This window comes from Acidobacteriota bacterium (assembly GCA_019347945.1).
Classification (GTDB): domain Bacteria; phylum Acidobacteriota; class Thermoanaerobaculia; order Gp7-AA8; family JAHWKK01; genus JAHWKK01.
This window is the reverse complement of record JAHWKK010000004.1, coordinates 13,965-35,269: the sequence shown is the minus strand read 5'-3', so window position 1 is coordinate 35,269 and position 21,305 is coordinate 13,965. Positions and strand designations below refer to the sequence as shown.

Below are 21,305 nucleotides of genomic sequence, written 5' to 3'. Positions count from 1 at the left end.
AGATGCTTTCCGTCGGTACCCAGCTCGGCCCTTATGAACTGATCTCGCCCATTGGTGCTGGCGGCATGGGAGAAGTGTGGCGGGCGCGGGACAAGCGCCTGGAGCGTGAGGTCGCATTGAAGATCCTCCCCACTGAATTCGCGTCGAACGCGCAACTGAAGCTGCGATTCGAGCGCGAGGCGAAGACGATCTCGCAGCTCAATCACCCGCATATCTGCGTGCTGCATGATGTCGGCGAAGCGAGTCTCGAGACTCGAGATTCGGCACTCGCGGGGGATCCGAGCCTCGAGCCCCGAGCTCCGAGCCTCTCCTACCTCGTCATGGAGCTGATCGATGGCGAATCGCTCGCCGCGCGAATCGCGAAGGGGCCGCTCCCCCTGCCAGACGTTCTGAAGTACGGCGCGCAGATCGCCGAGGCGCTCGACCGGGCGCATCGCGCGGGAGTGGTCCACCGCGATCTCAAGCCGGGGAATGTCATGATCACGAAGTCGGGTGCGAAACTCCTCGACTTCGGACTGGCAAAAAGTGATATCCGCTTAAGCCTCCCCGGGTCATCTCAGCCACCTGTAGCTGTGGACGAACCCACGGCATTCCGGCCGCAGGAGCCGCTCACCGCCGAGGGAACGATTCTCGGAACGTTCCAGTACATGGCGCCCGAGCAGCTCGAGGGGATCGAGGCAGACTCGCGTACGGACATCTTTGCGCTCGGGTGCGTGCTCTATGAGATGGCGACCGGAAAGCGGGCATTCGACGGAAAGACGAAGACGTCGCTCATCGCTCAGATCGTGAGCGGCGAGCCACGCCCGATTCGCAACATGCAGCCGCTCACTCCACCGGCGCTCGAGCACGTGATCGCCAGATGTCTCGAGAAAGATCCCGACGACCGGTGGCAGTCGGCACACGACGTCGCGAGCGAGCTGAAGTGGATCAGCGAAGCAGGATCGCAGGCGGGTGCTGCGGTGCCGATTGTCAGGCGTCGGGCTCGACGGGAACTCACAGCGTGGATGCTTGCCGCAGTCGCGATGATCGGCGGCGGCATCTCCCTCTTCTACAGTGCGATGAAATCCGAGCCAACACTTCCGGTGATGCGGTTCGCAGTCCCCCTCGCCGCAGATCCGCGGGTCGCGGAGGCGTACGGAAACGTTGTGATCTCACCAGACGGAACGAGGATCGTCTATGTCGGCCGGGACGGAGAGGCATCGAATCTCTGGATCCGCAAAATCGGAGAGCTCGACTCGATACGACTCGCCGGCAGCCAGGGCGCCTCGCAACCATTCTTCTCTCCCGACGGAAACTGGATCGGCTACTTCACCCGGCATCAGATGTGGAAATTGGCGGTAGCCGGTGGTGTCCCCGTCCCTGTCGCAAAAGTTGCCTATGCCAGGGGAGGATCGTGGGGAGATGACGGTTCGATCGTCTACGCGCCGTTTTACTATTCAGCACTGATGCGCATTTCCGCGGACCACGGAACGCCGGAGCCGGTCACCGAGCTCCGAGAGGCGGAGGGAGAGCGGAATCATCGATGGCCGCAGATGCTTCCCGGAAGCCGCAGCTTCATCTACACCATCGGATTTGGCGAAAGCTTTGACGAAGGCGTGATCGTGGCGCAAACCTTCGGAAGCGACGAGCGACACGTTCTCGTCCGCGGCGGATTCGGAGCGCGTTACCTGTCGAGTGGTCACCTGGTCTACATGCGAAAGAACTCGCTTTACGCCGTGGAGTTCGATCCGGAGAGTCTCGAGGTTCGCGGCGACTCGATCCCCGTTCTCGACGGCATCGCCAACAATCTGGCGGGGAACGGAGAGTACTCCGTCTCGACCAGCGGCATTATTGCCTATCTTCCCGCCGGCGCCACGTTCGACGAAGGAGGAAAACTGGCGATGTTCGACCGCGGCGGGAATCGGCTGGACGTCCCACTCCCCGACCGGCAGGTCTGGGTGCGCTTCTCGCCGTCGGGGGATGCAATCGCGGGAGCGCCCGGATACGAAATCTGGAGCTGGGATCTGAAGCGTGGTTCGGCCTCACGCATCACTTCCGAGTTTCGCGCCTACGGCCCGACGTGGAGCCCGGACGGACGGCGTATCGCTTTCGGCTATGAGAAGGATGGCCCATGGGCCGTCTACTCCCGTGCAACGGATGGAAGCGACCTGCCCGCGCCTCTGTTCGATTCGGGATCACCGACAGTCCCCTCCGACTGGTCGCCTGATGGAAGCAAACTGCTGGTGATGGTGAGCAGTGCCGCAACCTCGGACGACGTAGGAATCGTCGATCTCGAAAGCGGACAGATGAGCTGGGTCGTCCAGACCGAAAGCTCTGAAATTCAGGCCGTCTTTTCTCCGGATGGTGAGTGGATTGCCTACTGCTCCGACGAGTCCGGGCAGTGGGAAGTGTACATCCGAAATCTGCACCATGGCGGCAGATGGCAGATTTCGACTAGTGGGGGCGGGCAACCAGTCTGGACATATGCGAACGAAATCTTTTTCAAGAGCGGCAGAAGACTTCTGAAGGTGGACGTGGAAATGGAACCCGAGTTCCGCGCAAGTGCGGCGACAGTCGTCCTCGAGGCACCCTTTTCCGAGTTTGACATCAGTCCTGACGGCCAAAGAATCATTCTCGTGGAAAGGGCCGAAAGCGGGCCGACGCAGGATTATCTCCACGTCGTCGTGAATTGGTTCGACGAACTGAAACAGCGGGTAAAACAGTGAAGCAGATGGAAACCGGACCCCCTTGGGACCTTACGAGCTCCTCTCCCGCATAGGCCTGGCGGCATGGGAGAAGTGTGGCGCTCGCGAGACGCGAGGTCAGCCGGAGCAAGACGGGGCCAGAGTCGACGTAGTCACGACGATTCGTGCTGACCTTTTCGTCTACATCCAGATTTAGGATGACGAACCGCTTCTCTGCCTCTATCATTGAGTTCTCTTCCAATGTCCATCACGACTGGTGCTCGCCTCGGTCCTTACGAGATCATCGACTCGCTCGGCGCGGGTGGGATGGGGCAGGTGTGGCGTGCGCGGGATACGCGCCTCGACCGCCAGGTCGCGATTAAGGTGCTGCCGTCCGGTTTTGCTGAGAACGCCGAATTCCTGCAGCGATTCGAGCGGGAAGCGAAGGCGATCTCTTCGCTGAATCATCCGCACATCTGCACGTTGCATGACGCAGGTGAGGCGAGGCTCGAGACTCGAGAATCGGGACTCGCGGAAGATTCGAGCCTCGAGCCTCGACCCCCGAGCCTCCACTATCTCGTGATGGAGCTGATCGAGGGTGAGTCGCTCGCGGACCGGCTGAAGAAGGGAGCGCTTCCGCTTCACGAGGTGCTCAGGTACGGGCGGCAGATCGCGTCGGCGCTCGATGCTGCCCACCGGCGGGGTGTGATCCATCGCGATCTGAAGCCGGGCAACATCATGCTGACCAGGTCGGGTGCGAAGCTTCTCGATTTCGGTCTCGCCAAGTCTTCCGCGGGAGGTCAGGGCGTCATCGAAGGTCTGACGAGTCTTCCGACCGAGCACAAGCCGTTGACGCAGGAGGGCACGATCCTCGGGACGTTCCAGTACATGGCGCCGGAGCAGCTCGAGGGAACCGAGGCGGATGCGCGAACCGACATCTTCGCGCTCGGTGCGGTCCTGTACGAGATGGCGACGGGCCGTCGCGCGTTTCAGGGTGGGACGAAGACGAGTCTGATCGCGGCGATCGTCTCGCAGCAGCCGGAGCCGATCTCCGACGTAACACCGATGACACCACCGGCACTCGATCACGTCGTTCGGAGATGCCTCGAAAAAGATCCGGACGATCGCTGGCAGTCGGCGCACGACATCGCGAGCGAGCTGCAGTGGATCAGCGAAGCGGGATCCCAAGCGGGTGTGGCCAGCTCCGTGGCGATTCGGAGAAAGACGCGGGAACGTCTCGCCTGGATTCTGGCCGGATTGACAACCGTGGTGGCGCTGGTGTTTGTGGCACTTTGGATCGGGGGCAGGAGAGAGCCGGAGCCGTTGGAGACTTCAGTCTGGTCGATCATTGCACCTGCTGAGCTGCGCTACGACTACGGCTTCGGTGGCTTGACGATATCTCCGGATGGAAAGCGCATCGCATTCCTCGGCCGTTCTGAAGACGCAAACACCCGTATCTGGATTCGGAGATCCGATGCTCTGGAGCCCCGTCGGCTGCAGGGAACCGAGGGGGCTGTGGCCCCATTCTGGTCCCCCGACAGTCGTTCCGTCGCGTTCTTTGCGGATGGAAAGCTCAAGCGGATCGACGCCGACGGAGGGCCTGCGCAGGTTCTGGCGGACGCCCTCCAGCCGCGGGGTGGAACCTGGGGGCCTGATGGCACCATCGTCTTCTGCCCTGCCTATGCCGAGCTCCATACCCTTTCTCTGTCAGGTGGAGGAGCAAAACCGCTGACGAAGCTTCGTGAGGGGGAGACGAATCATCGGTGGCCGGTGTTCCTGTCGGACGGAAGGCATCTGCTTTACCTTGCGCAGGCTGCGGATCGAGGGGCAGCCAATGACCAGAGCGCGATATACGTGCTGGACGTCGAGTCGGGTAAGGAGAAACGGCTGATCGAGGTCAACAGCGCACCCATATGGTCCTCTGCCGGATACCTTCTGTTCTGGAAGGAAGGATACCTTCTGGCGCAGAGGCTCGACGTCGAGCGGCTGGAGCTGCGGGGGCAGCCATTCCCGGTTGCGGAGGGTGTCGATTACACGAATTGGGAGTATCCAGTTGCCGCCGTCTCCGACACGGGAACGCTCGTGTACCACACCGCCAGCGGAGCCGGCCAATCGGAACTGGTGTGGTACGACCGGGGCGGGACTCCCATCGAGACCGTGCTCCGGGAGGGAACGGATTTTGGATTCGCGCTCTCGAGTGACGACCGCAGGATCGTCTTCATGATCGTGAATGACCGCTCCGCGGGTGCCGATCTCTGGATCCGGGATCTGGAAAGGAAGACGCAGAGCCGTCTGACGTTTCAGGCGGGCGACGAGTTTCGGCCGTTCTGGAGCACAGATGATGAGTGGATCTATTACGGTGGCTCCGAGGGGGGACACGATAATATCTATCGCAAACGGTCGAACGGCCTCGGCTCCCACGAGATGCTGCTCACCGAGGCCTGGCCCCAGGACATATTTCCGGACGGGGATAAGCTCCTGATCACGGTGCTCGATCGGGAGAATGGAGCCGAGGATATCGCCATTGCTTCGATCGAAACGGGGAAGACGGAGCCTCTGATCGCAACGCCGTTCGAGGAGTCTCAGGCGAGGCTCTCTCCCGATGCTAGATATCTCGTCTACACATCGATGGAGTCTGGTGTACCGGAGGTTTACGTGCAATCTCTGGAGAAGGGAGGGAAGTGGCAGCTTTCAACGATTGGGGGGGTATGGCCTCTCTGGATCGGAGACGAGATTTTCTTCATGAATCCTCCGAGGACGGAATTGTGGGTGGTTCCTGTCTCCACCAATGCCGGGCTGGTGGTTGGTACGCCAGCGAAGCTGCTGGAGCTCCCTTTCATGCATGGAAGGTTGCGTCCGTACACGGTCTCGTCGGACGGTGGACGGATCCTGGCCGGTACTTTCGGTAGTACGGCGACGTCGAGTCCGCTGACGCTCGTCGAAAACTGGCACGTCCGTTACGAGGATCAGGCTCGATGATTCAGGATGAGACCACCGCCAATATTGGGACGTGACGATGATTTCCTCCGGTAAGCTGCTCGGTCCTTACGAGATCGTCGACTCGCTCGGTGCGGGTGGGATGGGTGAGGTGTGGCGTGCGAAGGATACGCGACTCGATCGCGAAGTTGCGGTCAAGGTGCTGCCGTCCGGTTTTGCTGAGAACACTGCATTCCTCCAGCGTTTCGAGCGGGAGGCGAAGGCCATTTCTTCGCTGAACCATCCGCACATTTGCACGCTCCATGACGTCGGACAGGCCGACGGGACGCACTATCTCGTGATGGAGCTGATGGAGGGGGAGTCGCTCGCGGACCGGCTGAAGAGGGGACCGCTTCCGCTTCACGAGGTGCTCAGGTACGGCCGGCAGATCGCATCGGCGCTCGACGCTGCCCACCGGCGAGGTGTGATCCATCGCGATCTGAAGCCGGGCAACATCATGCTGACCAAGTCGGGTGCCAAGCTTCTCGATTTCGGTCTCGCCAAATCGTCCGGAGGGCAGGGCGTCATCGAAGGTCTGACGAGTCTTCCGACGGAGTACAAACCGCTGACGCAGGAGGGCACGATCCTCGGGACGTTCCAGTACATGGCGCCGGAGCAGCTCGAGGGAACCGAGGCGGATGCGCGAACCGACATCTTCGCGCTCGGTGCGGTCCTGTACGAGATGGCGACGGGCCGTCGCGCGTTTCAGGGTGGGACGAAGACGAGTCTGATCGCGGCGATCGTCTCGCAGCAGCCGGAGCCGATCTCCGACGTAACACCGATGACACCACCGGCACTCGATCACGTCGTTCGGAGATGCCTCGAAAAAGATCCGGACGATCGCTGGCAGTCGGCGCACGACATCGCGAGCGAGCTGCAGTGGATCAGCGAAGCGGGATCACAGGCGGGTGTCGGCAAGGCGATCCAGGAATCACGGAAGTCGAAGCGGAGACTGCTCGGCGCTGCCGGTCTGATCGGGTGGCTCATCGCAATCGCTGCGATTTCATGGGCGCTCGTGGAGCGGTCGAAGGTCGAAATGACCTCCCGACCTTTTCGGGCCGAACTGGTCGCGCCGCCCGAAGCGGGGGTGGCCCCGGTCGCCGTTGGAAACATTTCGATCTCACACGATGGCTCTCTCATTCTGATGCTCGTGGACGCCGGGGATGATTTCATGGTGGCGGTCAGAGATCTGGAGTCAGGTGCCGTCAGGACGCTCGAGGGGACGAACGGCGCGATTTTCCCCTTCTGGTCTCCAGACGGGCAATGGATCGGATTCTTCTCCGATGGCCGGTTGAAAAAAGTCGGTAGCAGCGGCGGCGCAGTCCAGTCGCTCGCAGACGCTCCGCAGGGCCGCGGCGGCACCTGGAGCAGTGACGGAACGATCATCTTTGCGCCCGACATCGCCGGTCCACTGCACGCAGTGCCGGACTCGGGGGGGACGGCACGAGCGGTGACCCGGATCGACGGCGAGCGCGTCACCCACCGCAATCCTCACATCCTCCCCGGGGGGCGGAACGTCCTGTTCATTCTCAGGGACAACCTGGCTGACCAGTACGGTTCCATCGCAGTAGCGTCTACAGGCAACCTCTCCCAGCCGCGGATTCTGGTCGAGCGGGCATCGAACCCTCAGTATGCAAGCGGCTTTCTCTTCTGGGTCCGGGAGGGGAATCTGCTTGCACAGCCCTTCGATCCCGATTCACTGGAACTGTCGGCCTCACCAAAGCCGATCGCGGAAGGGATCGAGTACTACAACTCTCGAGACATGGCCAATTACGGGGTATCAGGAGCCGGTCTGATCGCCTGGAGGCGGGAGAATCGGACGACGGCTCGACTTGCGCGATACGACTGGAATGGTCGTGAAGTCGAGACCTTCGGCGAGCCTGGCTTCCTGTCGATCCGGGACTTCAGTCGAGACGGTCGAAAGGTGCTTCTCTCGAGAGAGGACGGCTCGCGAGGCGGAACTGATCTATGGGTCATGGACCTCGACCGACAGCAGATGACCCGAGCGACCTTCACTTCCAGCCGGCGTCTGGTCACCGGATCATTTTCGCCAGACGGCGAGCGTATCGCGATCTCGAGCTCCGGCGGCAGTCGTGGTTGGGCCGGTTCCTCGCTCTGGATCCAGTCCGCGTCCGGAAGTGGGGAAGAGAATCGTCTGCTCGACTCGGCGAGATTTTTCGTACGTCAATGGTCGGGAGACGGACGTTATCTCGTCGGAGGGATTCAGGAGACCGAGACCGGCCACGACATCGGCTATCTCCTCATTGACGAGCCGGAGAAGTTGTTCAAATTCGTCGCTTCCCCCTACGATGAATACGGAGTCTGGCTGTCTCCCGATGGGAGCTGGATCGCCTACGGTTCGGCCGAGTCAGGCAGTTACGAAATTTATCTCAGTGACTTTCCCGACGGGAAGCGGAAGTGGCAGATCAGTAAGGGCGATTCGACCGGAAGTGCAGGATGGAACCTCGAGGGGGATGCGCTCTACTATCGCTCTCGGTCTGGCTTCGTGAGAGTGCGGCTCACCCGGGATGGGGACCGGCTCGAGCCAGGCACACCCGAACTGATCGAGCTCGGGACACTTCCGATAATCGGGGAGTTCAAAGCTCTCGGAGACAGCTTCATCACGCTCGCGACGGACGGTCGAGACAGCGAAGAGCCGATCCGGGTGATTCGGAACTGGCAGACACTGCTCGGCTCAGCAGACTGATCCAGCTCGGCTCTCAGGCATTGACAGGTCCGACAAAGCAGAGGTAGCGGTTCCCAAGATCGCCCACACGGTCTGAACGCGATACAATCGAGTCTCCGGAGCATCAGAATACGCAAAGCGGCTGGAGGCGTGTCATCAGGCTTTCTACCATCGTGGCGGTCATTTCGCTCTCGTGCGCGATCGCGTCCCCGGCGGTCGCCGCGATTCCGAGCTCGGAGCGGCAGGCGCTCCTCGCCCTTTACGATTCCACCGACGGTGAGATCTGGATCGATGACACGAACTGGAGAGGCCCAGCCGGCACCGAGTGCACGTGGGCAGGTGTCGTGTGCAACGAAGGATCGGCCTCACTCTCGGCATCCGTCAACTCGTAGAAGTTGGGGTCACAGCCAGAAACGCAACTTAACGAGTGGCGAGTGCCAGTCCGCCGAGGTAGAATGACCTCCGGTTTCCACCGCCTGGGTCCCGCAGACAGAAGGTTCTTCGGCCGGCGTTCGCGTGTCCAGACAACTCCGCATCGATTTCCCTGATGCGATCCATCACATCACCTCCCGCGGCAACGAAAGGCGGATCATCTATCGCGATGATCGCGATCGGTTGAGGTTTCTCGAGATCCTCGAGGAGGTGGTGATTCTCCGCCGCTGGATCCTGCACGCGTGGGTTCTGATGTCGAATCACTACCACCTGCTGATCGAGACCCCGGAGGTGGGGCTGTCTCGCGGAATGAAGAAGTTGAACGAGTCCTACGCGCGCTGGTTCAATGAACGCCACCGGAGGGTGGGACACCTGTCCAGGGCCGGTTCAAGAACATCCTGGTCGAACGCGTGTCGCACCTGCTCGAGCTCACGCGCACCATCGTTCTGAATCCGGTTCATTGTGGTGCGGTTACCTACGCCGGAGACTGGAAATGGAGCAACTACCGCGCGACCGCCGGTCTGGCACCCGCGCCGAACTGGCTCGAGACGGAGTGGACTCTGGCGAAGTTCGATCTGCGGGACAAGGGACGGGCACGGGAAGCTATCGTGGGTTCGTTGCGGATGCCCGCGGAGCTTCGTACAACCCGTTGGAATCGCTGATCGGTCAGATCTACCTCGGCGGGGAGGCGTTCTGCGACATGATTCAGCCGATGATCTCGTCGCAGCCGCGAAGCCGTGCGCACCCGCGCGCCCAGCTCGAGATCGTGCGACCGACGCTGGACCACGTCATCGAGCTGGTTCTCAGTGAATTCAATGAGACGCCGGAGACACTTCGAACCAAGAGCCATCGGCCGGGACGTAAGGCCTTCGCAATGCTCGGCTATCGGGAGTGCGGCTTGACGATGCAGATGATCGCGGAGTATCTCGGAGTCTCGGGTCAGGGAGTCTCAAAATGATCCGCGCCGCAGAAGACGACCGCACATGGCGGGAATCTCTGAGGGGTATTCGATCGGACGTTAAGTTGATTTTATAGCCGTGACCCCAACTCCCCTAACCGTAGGCTCCATACTGCAGAGCCGGAGCGCGGGCTCCGGCTCCACCAGATCACCGACTGGCAAGAATCGGAGACGGCCGATCCGCGAATCCGGAACGTGCCGGCGGAGTGAACCGCAGTCCCTCGAGATACGGCGAAGAACCGCCCTCCTTCATCGTCTTGATCGTCTGAGCGTAAAAGTTTCTTGCGTCATCCACCGTGCGCCGGTTGTTGATGATGTCGTCGGCGAGATTCAGTGCGAGAAAGTTTGCTGCCTCCTTGTCACACCGAGCGGAGATCTCGCCCTTTGTCCTTTCGATCATCACGCTACCGTCATATGCCGCAATCTCATCGAATTTTTCCGGCGGAACGTCGTAGTTGACGAACTGCTCCCAAACGTCCTTGTGCGGCATCGGGAACCGATGGTCGACTTCCTCCCTGTAGACGATGGTTCGCTTCCACGGACCGTTGTCGTGCCAGATCAGCATCGTGTCGGTCACGCCATCCGGTGAGCCGTATTTGCCCATCGCCTCCCAGGCTGCCTTTCTCGCCGTTTCGGGCCACGTGTTGACCATCGCTCGGACCGACTGCTCGTGAGTCGCCTGGACCGTGGTCGGTCGAGGTCTGTCCATGGTGGTATCGGTGGCACACGATGCCATGCCGACTGACGCGGCAACAAACGCCGCCGTGCTGATAAGTCTGTTCATGTAGATCTCCTTTCCAATCCTTTTCTGTGGCGTGCAATCAGGGCACCAACTGTTGTATTATTGGTGCTACAGAATCGAGGCAGAGGCGAACTTTGTTGTATTGGACTCCCGCTGATGCAGATCACGCCACAAAATGCCCCGACAACACGAAATCACGAGAGCTCTCCGGCAGCGGGTTGTTTCAGGACTTCACCTTGGAGTTCTCGAGATTGGGACCCGCTTACCCGGTGTACGAAGCACGGCGGCCGAGCTCGGGACCGACCCACGCCTGGTGCTTGCCGGCTATCAGCAGCTTGCCTCCGAAGGGCTCGTCGAGATGCGACCTCGATCAGGCGTGTACGTCGCGGCTGTCGGAGCAGCTCTCGCGAGTCTGCAGCCCGCGAATTGGATGGTCGATCTGCTCACGGAGGTGCTCGAGCGTGGCATCCCGGCGACGGAATTTCCCGAGCGACTGGCACGGTGCCTACAGACAGTTCGAATCCGGGCCTGCTGCATCGAGTGCAATGACGATCAACTCACCGGTCTTTGCGAGGAGCTCCGTAGAGATTACGGCATCGAGACCAGGCCTCTGAACATCGAGGATCTGAACAAGCCGGCGTCACTTCGGCATCTGCGAACAGCCGACCTGCTCGTGACGACGTCGTTCCACTCGTCCCAGATTTCTGAAACGGCGAAGGAGCTGAAGAGACCTGAGATCGTCGTATCGCTCCGACCGGAGTTCCTCGGGGAGATGGGACGGCTGACGGAAAAAGGTCCGGTATGGTTCATCGCACGAGATCCGAGGTTCGAGCCGAAGTTCAATTCGATGTTCTCCGCGATCCGGGCCACTTCACGACCGCGCGTTCTGATCGCCGGTCGTGATGATCTCGATCAGATCGTGCCTGGAGAGCCTACCTACATCACTCTGGAAGCGCGCAAAGCATTGAAGGACCTTCCTCGGCAGACGAGTCTGGTTCCGGCTCCGCGGGTATTCTCCGAACACTCGAGCCGAGAAATTCTCTCATTCGTCGTGAACAAGAATCTCGAGTTTCTCGCGGGCGAGTCGCGGAGATCGCGCCCTTCCACGGAGAAACTTCGGCGGTCGTTACCGAAGCGATCCTGAACCGGGATACGGTCCCGCTCTCAGGCATTCGCGGCGCATCGTCCGCGTTCGGAACACTCAGATCCGAGAACCCCGGGGAGATGGTTCGCTACGCTTCAGCAGCGTGTGTGCTGGCCATTGTCGGCTGCACTCTCGCCAGACGGGCCGATTCATCTCCATCGAACCACACCGCGGCGAATGTGAATCGCCGTTCTGGGATCGATTGACGAAAACCGTGTGAGATGTTTACCGAACACTTTGCACCTCTGGTCGTCGCTATCTCATCTCGCCGGGCGGATGGCTGGTGGCGACCGCTCTTCTGCCGGGACTGTGGCCTGACGTGCCGGAGGGACGGTTCGAGCGACCGTGGCGAGAATTCGGAATCGCTCTGCCGTCCCATGCCGCCGGGAGGTTCAGGAGGCGGAGCGCGTGTCCGGTCGGGGCCGTGTCGAAGATGACGTGATCGAGCCCGTCTCCTTCGCCACCTCCTCCAATGAGAGCCGCAAAGCGGGTCGAACGCGGCGATCTCGGTCGTGCATGCGCCCGAGAGCTTCCTCCATCTTCGCGACGGCATCTTCCGGCGTTCCGCGGAACGGGCCGATCGAACGGTGCTGGTAGTCCTCGGGAGCGGTCTCAGGGTCGATGTGTTCCGCGAGACTTCAGGGCGACGGTGCGGGGATCCGGATTCCGGTCTTCGATGGATCGGGGAGGCGCGCCGCCTATCGCGAGCCGAGGGCGCGCTGCATCATGGCGAGGAGGTCGTTGAGCTCGTACGGCTTCTGCAGATAAAAGGTCGCGTCGTCGCCGAGGATCTGATCGAGGCGCTTCGGGTCCCCGTAACCCGAAGAAATCAGGATCGGAATGCGGAGATTGCGAGCTCGGATGGCGGCATGAACCTCTGCACCGCTCATCTCCGGCATTCCCATGTCGAGAATGATCAGCTCGGGATGGAAGCCACGGTCGAGCAACTCGAGCGCCTCGCGTCCGGAGCTGCGCAGGGTCACATTCGCTTCCGTCATCTCGAGCATGATTCGAATACCTTCCCCGACGGCCGGGTCGTCATCGACGATCATGACGTCGACACCGCGATAGTTTTGCGGAGCTTCTTCCTGTACCGGACGGGTCTCGGAGGGCGGCAGCGCACGTTCTGCACAGGGAAGCAGGATCGTAAAGGCAGATCCGCGGCCCGGCTCGGATCGAACCGACAGGATCCCTCCCGCCTGAGTGACCATCTGGTGTGCCACCGCCAGTCCGAGCCCGGAACCCTGCCCAAACGGTTTCGTCGTGAAGAACGGATCGAAGACCTTCGTCATCGTTTCTTCGTCCATTCCCGTTCCGGTATCGGCAACGTCCAGGGCGATGTGGGAGCCTGGGTGGATCTCCGCTCTTCCCTGCTCATGAGGCTCGGCATCCCTGATGCGGAACGTGATCACGCCCCCTTCCGGAAGAGCGTCGCGAGCGTTCAGGACGAGATTCGTGATCGCATGCGCGAACTGAGCAGTATCGACCGCGACCATGCACGGGCTGGCGGTCCGCTCGATCTCGATCCGTACGTTCTCCGGTACGGAGAGACGCAATGTGTCGAGCTGCTGCTCGAGAAGCGCTTCGAGATCCACCAGTTCGATCTGGGGAGGCCTCGGCTGAGCGAAGCCAAGCAGGTGGGATGTCACCTCGCGTGCGCGCGTGACGGCGTTGCTGATCTGGGAGGACGCGCGGCTCAGCTCAGGATCGTCCGGATATTTCTTCGAAATCAGATTCGCCCACGGGAGGACCGACATCATCGTGTTGTTGAAGTCATGTGCGATTCCTGCCGCCATCTGACCGAGCGACTCGAGTTTCTGCGCCTGAGCGAGAGATCGCTCCAGTTCTGCACTCCTCGAGAGCGCCACCTGAAGCTCATTCTCGCTTCGTTTCAGGTCGCCGATCAGCTCGATCGCAAATCGTATGGCCGATGACATCCTCCCTCTCATTCTCTCCATGGTACGAGCAGCCAGCGCGAGATACAGGTTGAAGCCGTAGATGATCCCGGCCTTGGTCCAGCCGAGTCCCCAGTCCACCGGCTCTCCCCGCAGATACATGAATCCGAGCAGTGCGAGGTACAGAAAAAAGCCGAGGTGTGCGTAGTAAAGCGTTTTGGGGAAGGTGGTCGGGGACTGATCCGCGGCCCGGACGGAAAGCAGGATGAACAGCCAGCTTCGCTCGGCCCCGGTGATGTAGATCAGATAGGTCCAGAGGAAGAGATCGCCGGCAAGAAAAAAATGAGCGAGATCGAAGCGGGCGCGACGTCGATAGAACCGGTAGAGGATGATCCAGGCGGCGGCACCCCAGGCAAAGAGGAGCGCCGAGGCGAAAGCCCACTCACCGAACGACCCTCCGGAGATGAAGCGCATGTGGAGGTAGAGCCATGCGCAGATGATCACGCTCCCGATCAGCCGGAGTCGCGGAACATACACCGCGTGGAGCGCCCGTCCCCGGAGGTCCCGCTGCCGCTCTCGCTTTTCGGGATCGAGCTCGAGCTGGAACTCTGACGGAAGCCCGGCTGGTGAATCGTCAGTGGCCGCGGGAGGAGAATTCATCTGTCGGGATGATAGTGGAAACCTGGAAGGGGGCAGGGCCTGGGAGATTATCACCGGAGGGGCGGTGACGATCCTGGAAACGAGGAAAGAGGGTCCGGGCCGCCTTCGGAGCCGGGGCCGGTTGAGAAACCGGCGCACCCAGGAGCCTCTTAGCGATCAGTTCCATAAAAGGAACATCTGGAGGTCTCCGATGCGCATTTCAATAGCTCCACAGTACGATTCATAAGGTGCCGGATCCCGAGGATTCTATTTTGTTGAATCGTTCGGAGCGCGTAACCAAATCGCACGAGTCAAACCGGAAGCGACTCGGGGCATCGCCGGTGCTCTCGCGGCTACCGAGGTATGGTAGCATCGCCACCATTCGACCGAGGTAGTATCACTACCATTACGGTAATCGGAACCACAAAATACTCCGCTCTCTCCGTATCGAGAGCTCACGAAGGGGGATCCCGTGACAGTAAATTCAACGATACCGCTGCGGCTCATCATGGCGATCTGCATCACGATCATGGCCGCCACCCCGGCCTTCGGCTGGGTCTGGGACAAGAACGAAAATCGGATCGACGACCGGATCGAAGAGGTGAATGCCTCCGGCCTCGCCGCCGCCTACGAGAATGGTGATACGGAGCTCGGGCGCCTCATCATCGCCGTGGGGGATGCCGACGGGGTGCTGCGGTATGGCGTCTACGTCGGCTATGAGCATCAGCCGACCGACAGCGACCTCCAGAATCTCAGCTCGAGCGGTGTCAGTACCGCAGTCTTCAGGCCATATCAGACGATCCCCTACGTCCGGATGAATCTGACGTTCGGAGAGATCGAGACCGTCGCATCGCTGCCGAATGTCGAGCGGGTCGAAGCGATCGAGATGATGTATCCGGTCAACAACGTCGCCGGGAAGACCTCGGGCGTGGTCGACAGCCGGTTCCAGCGGTTCCCGACCGTACAGGGCAACCTCGGGTTTACCGGAAGCGGCGTCGTCGTCAGCATCCTCGATACCGGCGTCAACGATCAGCCCGATTCTCTTACGGGATTCCCCGGGCACGAAGCGTTTACCGGCAAGTTCATCGCCGGCGGCGACTTCTACGCGGGCCAGCCCGCAGTGAACACACCGCCCGACCAGAGTATCAACCCGATCGACCGCGGGCCCCGGAGCCAGCACGGGACGCACGTGGCAGGAACGGCGATCGGGACCGGCGGTCCCACGGCAGTGTTCGGCGGAAATGCGCCCGGCTCGCTGCTCGTCGATCAGAAGGTTCTCTCCGACGCCGGTGCCGGGTTCGGTTCGGCGGACGGGGTCGAATGGGCGATCCTCAACAAGGAGAAGTACGGCATCCGGATCCTCAATCTCAGCCTCGGGACTCTGACTGAGTCGGACGGCACCGATGCCAGCTCTCGTGCGATCAACGCCGCGTTCGACGCGGGCCTGTTCCCGATCGTCGCGGCAGGCAATGACCGCGCGACCAATTACATGCCGTCGCCTGCCGCCGCCGACAAGGCGTTCACGATCGGCGCGATCGCGGACCAGAACTCGCTGACGCGCCAGGACGATCTCATCGCCTCCTACTCGAACGAGGGGCCGCGGATGAGCGACGGAGACGCGGACTTCGAGGACGAGATGAAGCCGCTCGTCGCCGCGCCCGGATCGGGCATCGTGTCCGCGGACGGCATGCTCACCACCGACGGAAGGCAGTACAAGCCGCTCAGCGGCACGTCGATGGCCACGCCGCATGCGGCAGGAATCGTCGCGCTGATTCTCGAGGCGAACCCGTCACTCGCACCGCGAGAGGTGTGGGAGATCCTCAAACACACGAGCGAGCACCGGAGAGACTGGGGCAAGACACCAGCCGGCGCGGATCCCTTCCCGCAGGGGGATCCGAACTACCATCCGTCGGGGGGGTGGGGCCAGATCGACGCGTATGCCGCGGTGAAGGAAGCGCTCCGGCTCGCTGGCGACCCTGCCTCGCAGACGCAGGTCGTTTACATCCATGCCGAGCCGGCCTCGGACGGTTCCGCGGCGATCGACGTGACGTGGGCCTCGCAGCGCGAGATCAATCTGGCGGGATACGACATCGATCGCGCCGAGGATGTGAACGGTGCGCCGGGAGTCTTCGAGAGAGTGACGGCAGCGTCGATTCCGGGCATCGGCAGCGCGATCATCGAGCAGACGCACAACCGGAACGGTTACAGCTTCCGTGATACCGATGTCGAGGCGGGGAAGACGTACTGGTATCGCATCGCGCACACCTCGACCGACTCGACGGTCGGAACGATCGAAGAGCCCGCGCTCGCCGTCACGCTCGGTCAACCGCGCCCCGTCGCGCGTCTGTCGTACAGCATCACCCACAACGCGATTGACAACGATCTTCTCGTGCTGCTCGGCACCGGCCCGCAGGTGGAGCGCGCGCGGTTCGTGATCGACGGAAAGTCCGCACTTCAGGCGGATACCGTCACGGTCGTTCCGGGCGAGTCGACCACGGGCAATCGCCAGCACGACTTCACGATCGACCTCACGACGACTCATGAGGTCGAGTCGTATCTCCCGCCGTCGAAGACGAACCCGTGGTTCCTCTCCGTGAAGGAGGGTGGGTACATCAACCGCTCGGGACGCGTGAACTCGTTCTCGCTCACTACATTCGATGCGGACGGCAACCCGACCGCCACGTACGAGACGGCCGATCCGACACCTCAGGAGACGGTCGAGGGGACGACGACGAAACTGTGGATTCCGGACAACCCGGACCTCTGGGTCACCGGCGACACACCGACGGTCATCGAGACCGATCCTTCCTCCGCCGAGCGGGGGCAGGAGCTCGAGGTGAGCATCTTCGGCGCCGATTTCTCGCCCGGTGCCACAGCGTCGTTCGGCGAGGGAATCGAGGTCAACGGAGTGGAGTACAGAAGCGGGTCGTGGCTCGTCGCCACAATCTCGGTCTCCCACGGCGCCGCGGCGGGACCACGTGACGTGACGGTCACGAACATGGACGGCATCTCCGGGACCCGAAGTGCAGCGTTCAGCGTGGTCGGCGAGGCGGAATGCACGACGTTCACCGAAGATATTGACGATTCCGACCCGGCGGTCGAGTACGGCCGCGGGTGGCACTTCAAGGAGGACGGCGGCGCGTCGAGTGGCGGCTACCACCGGCTGATGGCGCGGCAGAGCGACGGGCAGAGCTCGCGCGTCCGAGTCGTCTTCGAGGGAGACCAGGTGACGTACTTCTACGCCACCTCGAAGCATGGCGGCAGCGCCGATCTCTACATCGACGGAGTCCTGCGCGATCAGATCTCCTACGCTGGAACGGGGACGCAGCCGCTGTTTGGCGCCTCCAGGACATACGCGGATCTCGGCGAGGGGGTGCACGAAGTCGTCCTCGTCCCGACGAACGCCGCGGCCTTCGTCGACGGCTTCCGGATCGCCGGCTGTGAGGGTGGCGGCGCGGACGCTTCGGCGGTCGAGTCGCGGAGCGCCACGTCGAACAGCACCGCCGACATGGGCGGACTGCTCAACAGCAGCGTCGTCCGTACCGTGGAGGTGAGCGAGTACGACACGGCGCTCTCGGTCATCGTCGAGGGCGCGTCCCATCCGCTCACCGTCAACGTCCTCGGACCCCTCGGAGATCTCCTCGCCTCCGGTGAGAGCCTTCTCGAAGGTGTCTCCGGTGTCGTGACCTCAGTCTCCGAGCCCGGGACCTACACGGTCCAGATCATCGATGCACTCGGCGGAACGGGAGCGATCGACATCAGCATCGCCCGCACGGTGAGGGTCAGGTAGTCGGGACGACAGCGGCAATGATCAAACGGGCTGGGCTTCGGGCCAGCCCGTTTTGCCGTGGCGCGCGCATGTCCCCGCATCGAGGGTCACCTTGGCCGCAGAACGGAGCGGAAAGTTTCGTGGCCATTTTGTCCATGCAGGATAGAATGGCCACGAGCCGGACCATTCGCACGAACCCAAATCGAAGATGTGACGCTCGATACAGTTCAATTCAGCAGGAGGACAACTCGATGTCGGTTAGAAAAACACATTCACGATTCACACTTTTTTCCGCTCTCGCGATTCTGATTCTTCTCGTCCCGTCAGCCGCGTTCGCGCAGGCGACAACGGGTACGCTGACGGGATCCGTGACGGCGGCTGCCGACGGTACGGCGCTGCCGGGCGTCACGATCGAGGCGATTCACACCCCGACCTCGAGCCGTTACTCGGCGGTCACCGGGGGGAATGGCCGCTATCTCATTCCGAACGTCCGCGTCGGTGGCCCCTACACGATCAGCGCGAGCCTGAGTGGCTTCCAGACTTCGGAGCTGACGGGCGTAATGGTCAATCTGGGTACCGCCACGGAGGTTTCGATGGCGCTGCAGCTGGCGGTCGTCACCGAGATTGTGTCGGTCACGGCGACCGCGGAGCTGATCGATCCGGCCCAGACCGGCTCGACCTCGTCGGTCTCCACCGAGGAGATCATGTCACTGCCGACGGTGAACCGGAGTCTTCAGGACTTCGCGCGAACCAACCCGCTGTTCAACGTCGCACCGTTCGATTCGAGCGCGACGAGCATGAGCGTTGCGGGACGCAACAACCGCTACAACACGATTCAGATCGACGGTTCGGTCAACAATGACCTCTTCGGCCTCGCCGCCACCGGTACGCCCGGAGGCCAGGCGGACACGCAGCCGATCTCCCTCGACGCGATTCAGGAACTGCAGCTCGTGGTCTCACCTTATGACGTTCGACAGAGCGGCTTCACCGGCGGCGGCATCAACGCGGTTACCCGCTCCGGTTCGAACTCGCTGGAGGGATCGCTGTTCTGGAACCAGAGGGACGAGTCCTTCGTCGGAGACGGTCCCTTCGACAGACCGATTGCGAACTTCAGCTCGGATCAGTACGGCGGCCGCCTGGGCGGACCGATCGTCAGCGACACCGCCTTTTTCTTTCTCAATGCCGAGATCAACGAGCGCGAGGCACCCACCGGCGTGTCGGCCGACGGAACGACCGGCAACCAGTATCAGGGCAACGTCGACCTCGTCGCTCTGCGGGATTTCCTGATCGATACATACGGCTACGATCCGGGAGGGCTCGGGGACATTGCCAGCATCACCGAGAACGACCTCTTTTTCGGTCGTCTCGACTGGAACGCAGGCGACAACCACAACTTCACCCTCCGGCACAACTACGTAAAAGGCGGACGGGACAACACGGGCTCGCGTGGGACGAGCGTTTTCACATTCCCCACCGCGATCTATACGTTCACATCGGAGACGAATTCGACCGTGGCCCAGCTGAACAGCGTGTTCGGCGCCTCAGTGTTCAACGAAGCACGAATCGGTCTGCAGACCATCCGCGACCAGCGTGCGGTACCCATTCAGTTCCCGTCCGTCGAGATCGGCGGCACCGGGCCTCGAAGAGGAGCAGCGCGGGTCGGAACCGAACGTTTCTCGGGCGCAAACGCGCTCGATCAGGACATCCTCGAGCTCACCAACGACCTGACCTGGGTCCGAGGCGATCACACCCTCGTGATTGGAACCAACAACGAGTTCTTCGAGTTCAAGAATCTCTTCATGGCCGAGGCGCTGGGGTACTACTACTTCCCGGACCTCGACGCGTTCCGGTCGGGCATCGCCGATGAGTATCGCATCACATTCGCCAACGGCGCCGATCCCCGGCGCCCGACGCAGTTCGAGGCCTCCCGGCTCGGCGTCTATGTGAACGACATCTGGCGGATGAGTGACAACCTCACCGTGAATCTCGGGCTTCGCGCGGACAAGCCGAACTTTCCGGACACCCCATCGTTCAATCCCGATGTCCCACCGGCGATCGGTTTCTCGACCGCCGTTGCGCCGAGTGAAGACGTCGTCATCTCGCCGAGGGTCGGATTCAACTGGGCCCTCCCCGGGTTCGTTCAACATCAGCTTCGTGGCGGCGTCGGCGTCTTCGCCGGCCGCACGCCGTACGTCTGGATCTCGAACGCCTACGGGAACACAGGGGTCGAGCAGACGGCGCTGAGCTGCTTCAGCGCTTCGTGCATGCCGCTGTTCAATCCTGATCCGAACAGCCAGCCCAAGGATCTTCCCGCCGCCGGGGGCGCCTTCTCGGTCGACCTGATCGATCCCGACTTCGAGATGCCGCGCGTTCTTCGCGCGACCCTCGGCTACGATCGCGAGCTCCCGTGGGGTATTCGCGGCTCGGCCGAGGTGATCCTGGAGGAAACGCAGAAGGACGTGTTCTACGAGAACGTGAATCGCGTTCAGACCGGCACGAGTCCTCTCGACGGGCGTCCGACCTATTCGAACGTCAGCCCCGCCATTCGCGATGCGATTCTTCTGACGAATACGAACGAGGGCGACGCGACGATGTACACGGTGCAATTCGTGCGTCCGTTCACCAATGGCGTGACTCTGTCGGCCTCTTACGCCAATCAGGACGCCACCACGGCGTTCGAAGCGACGTCGAGCCGCGCAATCTCGAATTTCCAGTTCCACCCGACCCGAGGCGACCTTTTCGAGCAGGACACCTATCGTTCGAGCTTCGAGGTCAGTGAGCGCGTCGTGGCGAGTGGGAGCTACACGTTCACGACGGGAATCTTCAACCAGACGATCGGTCTCTATTTCGACGCTTCGTCGGGGCAGCCTTATTCGCTTCTGATGGGCGGCGATCCGAACAGGGACCGTCTGTTCTCGAACGATCTTCTCTTTGTTCCGGGCTCCGCGGATGAGGTCATCATCCAGAATTCCTCCGGACAGGTGGTCGACTACAGCGTGCTCGCCGCTTTTCTCGAGAGCGCGGGAATCGACCCGACCGCCGGCAGAATCCTTTCGGCCAACGAGTCGACCGGACCGTGGAACCAGCAGATCGACCTCCACTACGAGTTCGGTGTTCCGCTCGCAGGCACCCTGACCAACATCTACCTGGACGTCATGAACTTCGCCAACCTCCTCGACAGCGACTGGGGCGTGATGGAGTTCGTCCGCTTCCAGACGTACACACCCGTCACCTATCGCGGGGAAGACCCCACGACCGGCAAGTCGATCTACCGGGAAAGCTTCAACGGCGCGCTGAACCCTGGCCGCCAGTTTTCCACCCAGGACACGCGCTCCCGGTGGCAGCTCCGCCTGGGCCTTCGCGTCTCATTCTGATTCACTTCATCGACGCATCACGCTCCG

At 61.8% G+C, this 21,305-nt stretch carries 11 protein-coding genes and 1 pseudogene; 9 read left to right on the top strand and 3 right to left on the bottom strand.

Translation table 11 applies throughout. The features are described 5' to 3' along the window. Positions 1-2: 2 nt before the first annotated feature. The 6 genes from KY459_03735 to KY459_03710 all read left to right on the top strand — a co-directional run bounded on the left by KY459_03735 (position 3) and on the right by KY459_03710 (position 9,715). Entirely contained in the window at positions 3-2,705 is a 2,703-nt protein-coding gene (locus tag KY459_03735; protein ID MBW3563816.1) for a protein kinase, read from the top strand. A gap of 219 nt (positions 2,706-2,924) precedes the next feature. After that, complete coding sequence (locus KY459_03730) at positions 2,925-5,642, top strand: serine/threonine-protein kinase (GenBank protein MBW3563815.1); 2,718 nt, start codon at positions 2,925-2,927, stop codon at positions 5,640-5,642. Positions 5,643-5,679: 37 nt separating this feature from the next. Next, positions 5,680-8,346, top strand: coding sequence for a serine/threonine-protein kinase (locus KY459_03725; GenBank protein MBW3563814.1), 2,667 nt, complete (start codon positions 5,680-5,682; stop codon positions 8,344-8,346). A gap of 152 nt (positions 8,347-8,498) precedes the next feature. Continuing rightward, on the top strand, positions 8,499-8,717 hold the full coding sequence (locus KY459_03720) for a hypothetical protein (protein ID MBW3563813.1): 219 nt from the start codon (positions 8,499-8,501) through the stop codon (positions 8,715-8,717). 124 nt (positions 8,718-8,841) lie between these two features. Further along, positions 8,842-9,207 carry a transposase gene (locus KY459_03715; protein MBW3563812.1) on the top strand — a complete coding sequence of 122 codons (366 nt, stop codon included), beginning with the start codon at positions 8,842-8,844 and terminating at the stop codon, positions 9,205-9,207. Positions 9,208-9,310: 103 nt separating this feature from the next. Next, on the top strand, positions 9,311-9,715 hold the full coding sequence (locus tag KY459_03710; GenBank protein MBW3563811.1) for a hypothetical protein: 405 nt from the start codon (positions 9,311-9,313) through the stop codon (positions 9,713-9,715). A 148-nt stretch (positions 9,716-9,863) separates the two neighbouring features. Here the strand turns inward: KY459_03710 and KY459_03705 are convergent, their stop codons facing one another. After that, positions 9,864-10,499: a hypothetical protein gene (locus KY459_03705; protein MBW3563810.1), complete on the bottom strand. Its 636-nt coding sequence runs from the start codon at positions 10,497-10,499 to the stop codon at positions 9,864-9,866. Positions 10,500-10,632: 133 nt separating this feature from the next. Here KY459_03705 and KY459_03700 point away from each other — a divergent pair, with 133 nt between their 5' ends. Beyond that, on the top strand, positions 10,633-11,601 hold the full coding sequence (locus KY459_03700) for a GntR family transcriptional regulator (protein MBW3563809.1): 969 nt from the start codon (positions 10,633-10,635) through the stop codon (positions 11,599-11,601). 255 nt (positions 11,602-11,856) lie between these two features. Here KY459_03700 and KY459_03695 read toward each other — a convergent pair. After that, positions 11,857-12,224 (bottom strand): annotated as a pseudogene (locus tag KY459_03695) (hypothetical protein). A gap of 75 nt (positions 12,225-12,299) precedes the next feature. Continuing rightward, positions 12,300-14,156: a response regulator gene (locus tag KY459_03690; GenBank protein MBW3563808.1), complete on the bottom strand. Its 1,857-nt coding sequence runs from the start codon at positions 14,154-14,156 to the stop codon at positions 12,300-12,302. 451 nt (positions 14,157-14,607) lie between these two features. On the opposite strand from KY459_03690, the gene KY459_03685 reads away from it, so the two are divergent. Further along, positions 14,608-17,925: a S8 family serine peptidase gene (locus KY459_03685; GenBank protein ID MBW3563807.1), complete on the top strand. Its 3,318-nt coding sequence runs from the start codon at positions 14,608-14,610 to the stop codon at positions 17,923-17,925. Positions 17,926-18,155: 230 nt separating this feature from the next. After that, the gene (locus KY459_03680; GenBank protein MBW3563806.1) at positions 18,156-21,278 is read left to right on the top strand and encodes a carboxypeptidase regulatory-like domain-containing protein; all 3,123 of its coding nucleotides are present in this window, start codon (positions 18,156-18,158) and stop codon (positions 21,276-21,278) included. Positions 21,279-21,305: the final 27 nt, after the last annotated feature.

What these genes read in the sequence shown, in the direction of transcription:
- KY459_03700 (MBW3563809.1), top strand. Translation starts at nt 10,633, where the DNA reads ATGCCCCGACAACACGAAATCACGAGAGCTCTCCGGCAGCGGGTTGTT.
- KY459_03690 (MBW3563808.1), bottom strand. Translation starts at nt 14,156, where the DNA reads ATGAATTCTCCTCCCGCGGCCACTGACGATTCACCAGCCGGGCTTCCG.
- KY459_03725 (MBW3563814.1), top strand. Translation starts at nt 5,680, where the DNA reads ATGATTTCCTCCGGTAAGCTGCTCGGTCCTTACGAGATCGTCGACTCG.
- KY459_03730 (MBW3563815.1), top strand. Translation starts at nt 2,925, where the DNA reads ATGTCCATCACGACTGGTGCTCGCCTCGGTCCTTACGAGATCATCGAC.
- KY459_03680 (MBW3563806.1), top strand. Translation starts at nt 18,156, where the DNA reads ATGTCGGTTAGAAAAACACATTCACGATTCACACTTTTTTCCGCTCTC.
- KY459_03735 (MBW3563816.1), top strand. Translation starts at nt 3, where the DNA reads ATGCTTTCCGTCGGTACCCAGCTCGGCCCTTATGAACTGATCTCGCCC.
- KY459_03705 (MBW3563810.1), bottom strand. Translation starts at nt 10,499, where the DNA reads ATGAACAGACTTATCAGCACGGCGGCGTTTGTTGCCGCGTCAGTCGGC.